An 8,285-nucleotide genomic window follows, 5' to 3' on the forward strand; every position below is an offset into this window, starting at 1 on the left:
CCCCGCGTCCCGCGTCGGTCCCGGCCGCGTCGGCGTCGCCCATCATCGCGAAGCCCCCCATCCGCAAGCTCGCGAAGGACCTCGAGGTCGATCTCGCGGAGGTCGAGGCCACGGGTCTCGTCGGCGAGATCACGCGCGAGGACGTCATCCGCACCGCGCAGCAGGCGAGCGTCTTCAAGAACATCGAGACGCCCGAGTGGCCGGACGCGCGCGAGGACCGCATCCCGGTCAAGGGCGTCCGCAAGGTCATCGCCGCGGCCATGGTGCAGAGCGCGTTCCAGGCGCCGCACGTCAGCCTCTTCGTGGACGTCGACGCCACCCGCACGATGGAGTTCGTCAAGCGGCTGAAGGCGTCCACCGACTTCGCGGGCGTCAAGGTGTCGCCGCTGCTGATCATGGCGAAGGCGATGATCTGGGCCGTGCGCCGCAACCCCACGGTGAACTCGTCGTGGACGGACCAGGAGATCATCGTCCGGCACTACGTGAACCTCGGCGTGGCCGCGGCCACGCCGCGGGGTCTCGTGGTGCCGAACGTCAAGGAGGCGCAGGCCATGTCGCTCCTCGAGCTCGCCCGCGCGCTCGAGCAGCTGACGCTCACGGCACGCGACGGCAGGACGAGCCCGGCCGACATGAGCCAGGGCACCATCACGCTGACCAACATCGGCGTCTTCGGCATGGACACGGGCACCCCGATCCTCAACCCGGGCGAGGTCGCCATCGTGGCGCTCGGCACGATCAAGCAGAAGCCGTGGGTCGTCGACGGCGAGGTCCGCCCGCGGTTCGTGACGACCATCGGCGCGAGCTTCGACCACCGCGTGGTCGACGGCGACGTCGCGAGCCGGTTCCTGGCGGACGTGGCGAGCATCATCGAGGAGCCCGCCCTGCTCCTGGAGTGAGGGAGCCGTCCCCCGTCCCCACGGGACGCCCGGTGGTCATGACAACGGTTATCAATACCGTATCGTCGGAGTCATGAACCGTCGACCCCTCACCGCGCTCCTCGCCGTCTCGCTCCTCGCCGTCCCGCTCGCGGGCTGCGCCTCCGGATCCGCCTCCCCGTCCGACGGGGCCTCGGCCGCCGACGGCACGCTCGAGGTCGTCGCCTCGACCGACGTCTACGGCGACATCGCCCAGCAGATCGGCGGCGACGACGTGACGGTGACGTCGATCATCGACAGTCCGGACAAGGACCCGCACGAGTACCAGGCCACCGCGCGCGACCAGCTGGCGCTCTCCACCGCCGACGTCGTGATCCGCAACGGCGGCGGCTACGACGACTTCATCGGCACGATGGTGGACGCGCTGCCGGACGCCGGCAGCCACGTCGTCCTCGACGCGTCCGACATCTCGGGCTACGACCAGGACCCCGCCGAGGGCGAGTTCAACGAGCACATGTGGTACGACGTGCCCACGATGAGGAAGCTGGCGGGCGAGATCGCCGCGGCGCTCTCGAAGGCCGACTCCGCCGGCTCCGACGCCTTCGCGGCCAACGAGCGGGCCTTCGCCGAGAGGCTCGACGGCATCGCCGCCGCCGAGGCCGACGCGAAGGCGGCCGGCAGCGGCCAGGGCGTCGCCATCACGGAGCCCGTGCCCCTGTACCTCACGGAGGCGATGGGCCTCGAGAACCGGACCCCGGACGAGTTCAGCGAGGCCATCGAGGAGGGCACCGACGTCCCCGCCGACGTGCTCCGGGAGACGCTCGCGCTCTTCTCCGAGAAGCGGGTCGCCGCGCTCGTCTACAACGCGCAGACCACGGGCGCCACGACCGACCAGGTCGTCGCCGCCGCGGAGGCCGCCGGGGTGCCGGTCGTGCCCGTCACGGAGACGCTGCCCGCCGACCTGCCCGCGGGCAGCGGATACATTGAGTGGATGACCGAGAACGTCGACGCCGTGGCATCCGCGATCCGGGGATCGTGACCGGCGCACCCGTCCTGAGCCTCCGGGACGCGACGCTGTCGTTCGGCGCGCGCACCCTCTGGAGCGGACTCGACCTCGACGTGGCGCCCGGCGAGTTCGTCGCGGTGCTCGGCCCGAACGGATCCGGCAAGACCAGCTTCCTGAAGTCCGTCCTCGGCGCCCAGCGCCTCACGTCGGGGGAGATGCGCTTCCTCGACGAGCCGGTGCGGCGCGGTGCGCGGCGCATCGGGTACGTCCCGCAGCAGAAGCTCATCACCGCGTCCACCCCCGTCCGCGCGCGCGACCTGGTGGGCTTCGGCGTCACCGGGCACCGGTGGGGGCTCCCGATCGGCCGCCGCGCCGAGCGCGCGCGGGTCGACGAGCTGCTCGACGCCGTGGGGGCCGCCGGCTACGCGGACGCCCCCGTCGCGACGCTCTCGGGCGGCGAGCAGCAGCGGCTGCGCGTCGCGCAGGCCCTCGCATCGGATCCGCGGCTCCTCCTCTGCGACGAGCCGCTCCTCAGCCTCGACCTCGGGCACCAGCGCGTGGTCAGCGAGCTGATCGACCGCCACCGCCGCGAGACGGACGCCGCGGTCGTGTTCGTGACGCACGACATCAACCCGGTGCTCGAGATGGTCGACCGGGTCCTCTACCTCGTGGGCGGCCGGTTCCGCATCGGCACCCCCGACGAGGTCCTCGACTCCGAGGTGCTGAGCTCGCTGTACGGCACGCCCGTCGACGTGGTGCGCGTGCGCGGCCGCATCGTGGTCGTCGGCGCCACCGACGACCCGCACGGGCACCACGCGCACGACGAGGGCGAGCACGGCGAGCATGACGACCACGGGCCGCACGGGGTGCACGACCGCGCCGTCGCGTCCGACGGGAGGGCCGCGTGATCCACCTGCTCCTCGACGCGGGCGACGTCTGGTCGCGCCTGTTCGACTTCTCCGACTACGGCGCGCTCGTCGCGCTGCTGCGGAACAGCATCATCGCGGGCGCCGTGCTCGGCGTCGTGGGCGGCCTCATCGGCGTGCTCGTCATGACCCGCGACCTCGCGTTCGCCGTCCACGGCGTGAGCGAGCTCTCGTTCGCCGGGGCGGCCGCGGCGCTGCTCCTCGGGGTCAACGTCGTCGGCGGATCCCTGGTCGGCTCGCTCATCGCGGCCGTGGCCATCGGCGTGCTCGGCACGCGCGCGAAGGACCGCAACTCCATCATCGCCGTCCTCATGCCGTTCGGCCTCGGTCTCGGGATCCTCTTCCTGGCGCTCTACGACGGTCGCGCGAGCAACAAGTTCGGCCTGCTGACCGGGCAGATCGTGTCGGTCGACAACCCGCAGCTCGGCTACCTCGTGTCGATCGGCGCCGTGGTGATCGTCGGCCTCGCCATCGTGTGGCGCCCGCTCATGTTCGCGAGCGTCGACCCCGACGTGGCCGCGGCCCGCGGCATCCCGGTGCGGCTGCTGTCCATCGTGTTCATGGTGCTGCTGGGCCTCGCCACGGCGGTCTCCATCCAGATCGTCGGCGCGCTGCTCGTGCTCTCGCTGCTGGTCACGCCCGCGGCCGCCGCGATGCGCGTGACGTCGACGCCCCGGGTGGTCGTGTCGCTGAGCGTCCTGTTCGCGCTGACCAGCATCGTCGGGGGGATCCTCCTGGCCCTCGGGAGCAGCATCCCCATCAGCCCCTACGTCACCACCATCTCGTTCTCGATCTACCTGGTGTGCCGGCTCGTCGACGCCGTCCGGACGCGCACCGGGTCGTCGGGCGGGGCGCGTACCCTGGCGGGGCGGGGAGGGACCCCCGCCGGGAGGGCACGGGCATGAAGCGGAACACGTGGCAGCGCGAGGCCGTCCGGCAGGCGCTGGACGCCTCGACCGAGTTCGTGAGCGCGCAGCGCCTCCACGCCCGGCTGCACGACGCCGGATCCCCCATCGGCCTGGCCACCGTCTACCGTGCGCTCGGCGATCTCGCCGCGGAGGGCGACGCCGACTCGCTGCAGTCGCCCGACGGCGAGGCGCTCTACCGCACGTGCGCGACCGGCGGCCACCACCACCACCTGATCTGCCGGGTCTGCGGGCGCACCGTGGAGATCGCGGCCGACGAGGTCGAGTCCTGGGCCCACGACGTCGCGGCGCGCAACGGGTTCACGGCGCCGAGCCACGTGGTCGACGTCTTCGGCCTCTGCGCCGAGTGCACGCGCCGGGCCGCGGAGGCCGCCGCCGAGGCTGCCGCTGAGGCGTCGGGCAGCCCTGCATCCGCATGATCCCGGGCCTCCGGCTTGCGTCCGGGCGTGTCGTCGCGTAGCCTCGATCCTTGGCCGAGCGGCTCATCCGCTCGCATGTGCGCCCGCTGTCCCTCTCGAGGGGCGGATCCCCTCTCTCGAGATCCGGGGACGGGCGTGCCGACAAGAAATCTTGGGTAGGGCGGTCTCGCCCTACGGTACCTACGGAGGAAACCATGGCAGCAACCTGCCAGGTGACCGGCGCCGTCCCCGGCTTCGGACACAACATCTCGCACTCGCACCGGCGCACCAAGCGCCGCTTCGACCCGAACGTGCAGAAGAAGACGTACTACGTCCCCTCGCTGCGTCGCAACGTCAAGCTCACGCTCTCCGCGAAGGGCATCAAGGTCATCGACGCCCGCGGCATCGAGTCCGTCGTCAAGGACCTCCTCGGTCGTGGGGTGAAGATCTAATGGCCAAGCAGCAGGACGTCCGTCCGATCATCAAGCTCCGCTCGACGGCCGGCACCGGGTACACGTACGTGACCCGCAAGAACCGCCGCAACAACCCCGACCGCCTCGTGCTGAAGAAGTACGACCCGGTCGTCCGCAAGCACGTCGACTTCCGCGAGGAGCGCTAACCATGGCCAAGAAGAGCAAGATCGCCCGCAACGAGCAGCGCAAGGTCATCGTCGAGCGGTACGCCGCGAAGCGCCTCGAGCTGAAGAAGGCCCTCGTGGACCCGAACGGCACCGACGAGAGCCGCGAGGCGGCCCGCGCCGGCATCCAGCGCCTCCCGCGCGACGCCTCGCCCGTCCGCGTCCGCCAGCGCGACGGCATCGACGGCCGCCCCCGCGGAAACCTGTCGAAGTTCGGCATCTCCCGCGTGCGCTTCCGTGACATGGCCCACCGCGGCGAGCTTCCGGGCATCACGAAGTCCAGCTGGTAGGTTCCAAGCGGCCGTACGGCCGAACGGACCGCTGATGGCCCCGTCGGGCTGCACGGTCCGCTGACGTAGACAGACACCATCCACCACACGGCCGCTCGAGAAGAACGGCACCAGGTCCGAGGAGGACACCCATGGCTGACAAGTCACTCAACCGCACCGAGCTCGTTGCCGCCGTCGCCGCGGAGTCGGGCCAGAGCCAGGCCGCCGTCAACGGCGTGCTGGACGCGCTCTTCTCCACCGTCGCGACCAACGTCGCCGACGGCGTGAAGGTCACGATCCCGGGCTGGGTCGCGTTCGAGCAGACGGCTCGCGCCGCGCGCACCGGCCGCAACCCGCAGACGGGCGAGCCGCTCGAGATCAAGGCGTCCAAGGGCGTCAAGGTCTCCGCGGGCAGCAAGCTCAAGGCCGCCGTCAAGTAGTCCTCCTCACCACACGCCCAGCGGGGGCGCCGACTCCGGTCGGCGCCCCCGCTGTCGCGTTCCCCACCGCCGCGGCCGGGCGTCGACGGCCAGCCGGCCGTCAGCGGACGCGGGATACGCTTGATCCCTGATGCCCAGACTCCTCCGCGTCGCGGGGCCCGCCGCCCTCGTCATCGTCGCGTTCCTCTCCCTGCTGGCCGCCCTCGCCATCGGCGGAGGCGCCGCCCCGCAGCTGCTCGAGGACGCCGGACCCGTGGTCCGCTACGGCCTCCCCGCCGCGAAGATGATGGTCAACATCTCGGCGGCCACGGCCATCGGCGCGCTGCTGCTGGCGGCGTTCGCCCTGTCGCGCACGCGTGACGAGTACGGCCGCGCGCTCGACATCGCGGCCGCGGGCGCCGCCGTCTGGACGGTCGCGTCCGCCATCACCGCGTTCTTCACGTTCCTCAGCGTGTCGGGAACGCCGTTCTCCTTCAGCTCCGAGTTCGGCACCAGCCTCGGCCTCGTGCTCACGCAGATCTCCGTGGGCCAGGCGTGGCTCGCCACCACGCTGATCGCCGCGACCGTCACGGTGCTGTGCTTCGCGGTGCGCAACCACACGGCCATCGCGTTCGTCCTGGTGCTGGCCGTCGGCGGCCTCGTCCCCATGGCCCAGCAGGGGCACGCGGGCGGCACGGAGGGGCACGACGCCGCGGTCAACGCGCTCGGGCTGCACCTCGTCTTCGCCGCCGTGTGGCTCGGCGGGCTCCTCACCCTGGTGCTGCTGCGCTCGAAGCTCGACGGCGACCGGCTGGTCCCCGTGCTCCGGCGCTACTCCGCGGTCGCGCTCGTGTGCTTCGTGGTGGTGGCGGCGTCCGGCTACGTGAGCGCCGAGATCCGCGTCGGCTCCCTCGACCGCCTGCTGACGCCCTACGGCCTGCTGGTGCTCGTGAAGGTGGCGGCCCTCCTCGCGCTCGGCCTCATCGGGGCCGCGTACCGGAAGGTGCTCATCGGGCGGCTCGAGGCGCGCGGATCCACCGCACGGGGCCCGTTCTGGTGGCTCGTGACCGCCGAGCTCGCCTTCATGGGCGTCGCGTCGGGCGTCGCCGCGGCGCTCGCCCGCACGGCCCCGCCGGTGAGCCAGGTCGTCGCCACGCAGCTGCCGGACCCGACGCCCGCGCAGATCCTCACGGGCGAGCCGCTGCCGCCCGAGCTGACGCCCATGCGGTACCTCACCGAGTGGCGCTTCGACCTGCTCTGGGTGCTGCTGTGCGCCTTCGGGATCTTCTTCTACCTGGCCGGCGTGCACCGCCTCCGCACGCGCGGCGACGCGTGGCCCGTGCACCGCTCGATCCTGTGGGTCGCGGGCATGGTGGGCCTGTTCTACATCACCAACGGCGGCGTGAACGTCTACCAGAAGTACCTCTTCAGCTCGCACATGCTGGCGCACATGGTGCTCGCCATGGTCATCCCGCTGCTGCTCGTTCCCGGCGCTCCGGTCACGCTCGCGATGCGCGCCATCCGGAAGCGCCAGGACGGCAGCCGCGGCGGGCGCGAGTGGATCCTGTTGGCGGTGCACTCGAGGTTCGCCGGCTTCGTCGGCCACCCGATCGTGGCAGCCGTGCTGTTCGCGGGCTCGCTCCTCGTCTTCTACTACTCGCCGCTGTTCAGCTGGGCGACGACCGACCACATCGGGCACCAGTGGATGATCGTGCACTTCCTCATCGTCGGGTACCTGTTCACGCAGAACCTCATCGGGGTCGACCCGATGCCCGTGCGCCTCGCCTACCCGATGCGCCTGCTGCTGCTGCTCGCGACGATGGCGTTCCACGCGTTCTTCGGCCTGTCGCTCATGACCGGCACCGGGCTGCTGCTCGCGGACTGGTTCGGCGCGATGGGCCGGCCGTGGGGCGACTCGGCGCTCGCGGACCAGCAGGCCGGCGGCGGCATCGCCTGGAGCATCGGGGAGATCCCGACGGTGATCCTGGCGGTCGTGACGGCCATCATGTGGAGCCGGAGCGACAAGCGCGACTCGATCCGCTACGACCGCAAGGCCGACCGCGACGGGGACGCGGAGCTCGAGGCGTACAACCGCAACCTCGAGGCGCTGCAGGCGGCCGAGCGGCGCTGATCCGCCCGGGTCCGGCTCAGACCGGCGCGTGGGCGCGGCGGCGGGCGGCCACGAGCACGGCGACGCCGGCGAGGAGCTCCCACGCGGTGACGGCGTAGACCGACCCGCGCTCCCAGATCCCGTCGATGCCCGCGCCCCCGATGGTCTCCAGGAGGGCGAGGGCGACGAGGCCGCCGACGCCGAGCGCGACGCTCGCGACGCGGAAGGAGCGGGGTGCGCCGATGCGGGCGGAGCCGACGCCGGCCACGATGGACGCCGCGTTGCCCGCGACGATGGCGACGCCCGCGCCGGCGACGTGCATCCAGCCGATGCCGCTCGCCGCGCTCGAGGCGCTGCCGTGGACGAGGCCGACCACGGTGATCCCGACCGCGTGGGCGGCGGCGAGCACCAGGAGCGTGCGGCGGGGACCCGCGCGGAGGGCCCGGACCGCGAGCGCGGCGGCGAGCAGGTACAGGACGCCCTGCAGCACGAAGCCGGTGTTCATCACCGCGGCGAGCGGGGAGTCGATGGCGCGGTCCTGGTACTCGGTGACCTCCGGGATGCCGAGGTCGCTGATGTAGTTCGCGGAGTAGCGGTAACCGGGGAAGACGGAAGCGGCGACGGCCTCCGCGGAGACGTAGACGACGGCGGCGGCGATCCAGGCGACGCCGGCGGCTGCGGGGATCAGCGGTCGTGCGCGGATCGGATTCCTCGGGCGG

Annotated in this window: 11 protein-coding genes; 10 read left to right on the plus strand and 1 reads right to left on the minus strand. The window is 72.1% G+C overall.

The genetic code is table 11. The annotated features are described in order from the left end of the window. The 10 genes from Q6969_RS10485 to Q6969_RS10530 form a co-directional block, all read left to right on the plus strand. On the plus strand, positions 1-896 hold an 896-nt coding region (locus Q6969_RS10485; RefSeq protein ID WP_317230390.1), incomplete at its 5' end, for a dihydrolipoamide acetyltransferase family protein. Between the two features lie 73 nt (positions 897-969). After that, entirely contained in the window at positions 970-1,914 is a 945-nt protein-coding gene (locus Q6969_RS10490; RefSeq protein WP_317230391.1) for a metal ABC transporter solute-binding protein, Zn/Mn family, read from the plus strand. Beyond that, on the plus strand, positions 1,911-2,789 hold the full coding sequence (locus tag Q6969_RS10495) for an ABC transporter ATP-binding protein (protein ID WP_317230392.1): 879 nt from the start codon (positions 1,911-1,913) through the stop codon (positions 2,787-2,789). Before Q6969_RS10490 ends, Q6969_RS10495 begins: the two co-directional genes overlap by 4 nt. Beyond that, entirely contained in the window at positions 2,786-3,712 is a 927-nt protein-coding gene (locus Q6969_RS10500) for a metal ABC transporter permease (RefSeq protein WP_317230393.1), read from the plus strand. The genes Q6969_RS10495 and Q6969_RS10500 overlap by 4 nt, the downstream gene beginning before the upstream one ends. Continuing rightward, positions 3,709-4,152: a transcriptional repressor gene (locus Q6969_RS10505; RefSeq protein ID WP_317230394.1), complete on the plus strand. Its 444-nt coding sequence runs from the start codon at positions 3,709-3,711 to the stop codon at positions 4,150-4,152. The genes Q6969_RS10500 and Q6969_RS10505 overlap by 4 nt, the downstream gene beginning before the upstream one ends. A gap of 194 nt (positions 4,153-4,346) precedes the next feature. Beyond that, on the plus strand, positions 4,347-4,583 hold the full coding sequence (rpmB, locus tag Q6969_RS10510; protein ID WP_015491494.1) for a 50S ribosomal protein L28: 237 nt from the start codon (positions 4,347-4,349) through the stop codon (positions 4,581-4,583). After that, a complete protein-coding gene (rpmG, locus tag Q6969_RS10515) occupies positions 4,583-4,750 on the plus strand; it encodes a 50S ribosomal protein L33 (RefSeq protein WP_011187086.1) in 168 nt (55 codons plus the stop codon). The genes rpmB and rpmG overlap by 1 nt, the downstream gene beginning before the upstream one ends. 2 nt (positions 4,751-4,752) lie before the next feature. Beyond that, a complete protein-coding gene (rpsN, locus tag Q6969_RS10520; protein ID WP_015491493.1) occupies positions 4,753-5,058 on the plus strand; it encodes a 30S ribosomal protein S14 in 306 nt (101 codons plus the stop codon). Between the two features lie 131 nt (positions 5,059-5,189). Then, positions 5,190-5,477 carry an HU family DNA-binding protein gene (locus Q6969_RS10525; protein WP_012039622.1) on the plus strand — a complete coding sequence of 96 codons (288 nt, stop codon included), beginning with the start codon at positions 5,190-5,192 and terminating at the stop codon, positions 5,475-5,477. A 130-nt stretch (positions 5,478-5,607) separates the two neighbouring features. Then, positions 5,608-7,587 carry a cytochrome c oxidase assembly protein gene (locus Q6969_RS10530; RefSeq protein WP_317230395.1) on the plus strand — a complete coding sequence of 660 codons (1,980 nt, stop codon included), beginning with the start codon at positions 5,608-5,610 and terminating at the stop codon, positions 7,585-7,587. A gap of 16 nt (positions 7,588-7,603) precedes the next feature. On the opposite strand, the gene Q6969_RS10535 is transcribed toward Q6969_RS10530, so the two are convergent. Beyond that, positions 7,604-8,269 carry a DUF998 domain-containing protein gene (locus Q6969_RS10535; protein WP_317230396.1) on the minus strand — a complete coding sequence of 222 codons (666 nt, stop codon included), beginning with the start codon at positions 8,267-8,269 and terminating at the stop codon, positions 7,604-7,606. Positions 8,270-8,285: the final 16 nt, after the last annotated feature.

The organism is Clavibacter sp. MX14-G9D (assembly GCF_032917815.1).
Lineage (GTDB): Bacteria > Actinomycetota > Actinomycetes > Actinomycetales > Microbacteriaceae > Clavibacter > Clavibacter michiganensis_K.

Excerpts from the sequence above, each read along its gene's own strand:
- Q6969_RS10490 (WP_317230391.1), top strand. The coding sequence starts at position 970 with ATGAACCGTCGACCCCTCACCGCGCTCCTCGCCGTCTCGCTCCTCGCC.
- Q6969_RS10505 (WP_317230394.1), top strand. The coding sequence starts at position 3,709 with ATGAAGCGGAACACGTGGCAGCGCGAGGCCGTCCGGCAGGCGCTGGAC.
- rpmB (WP_015491494.1), top strand. The coding sequence starts at position 4,347 with ATGGCAGCAACCTGCCAGGTGACCGGCGCCGTCCCCGGCTTCGGACAC.
- rpmG (WP_011187086.1), top strand. The coding sequence starts at position 4,583 with ATGGCCAAGCAGCAGGACGTCCGTCCGATCATCAAGCTCCGCTCGACG.
- rpsN (WP_015491493.1), top strand. The coding sequence starts at position 4,753 with ATGGCCAAGAAGAGCAAGATCGCCCGCAACGAGCAGCGCAAGGTCATC.
- Q6969_RS10525 (WP_012039622.1), top strand. The coding sequence starts at position 5,190 with ATGGCTGACAAGTCACTCAACCGCACCGAGCTCGTTGCCGCCGTCGCC.
- Q6969_RS10530 (WP_317230395.1), top strand. The coding sequence starts at position 5,608 with ATGCCCAGACTCCTCCGCGTCGCGGGGCCCGCCGCCCTCGTCATCGTC.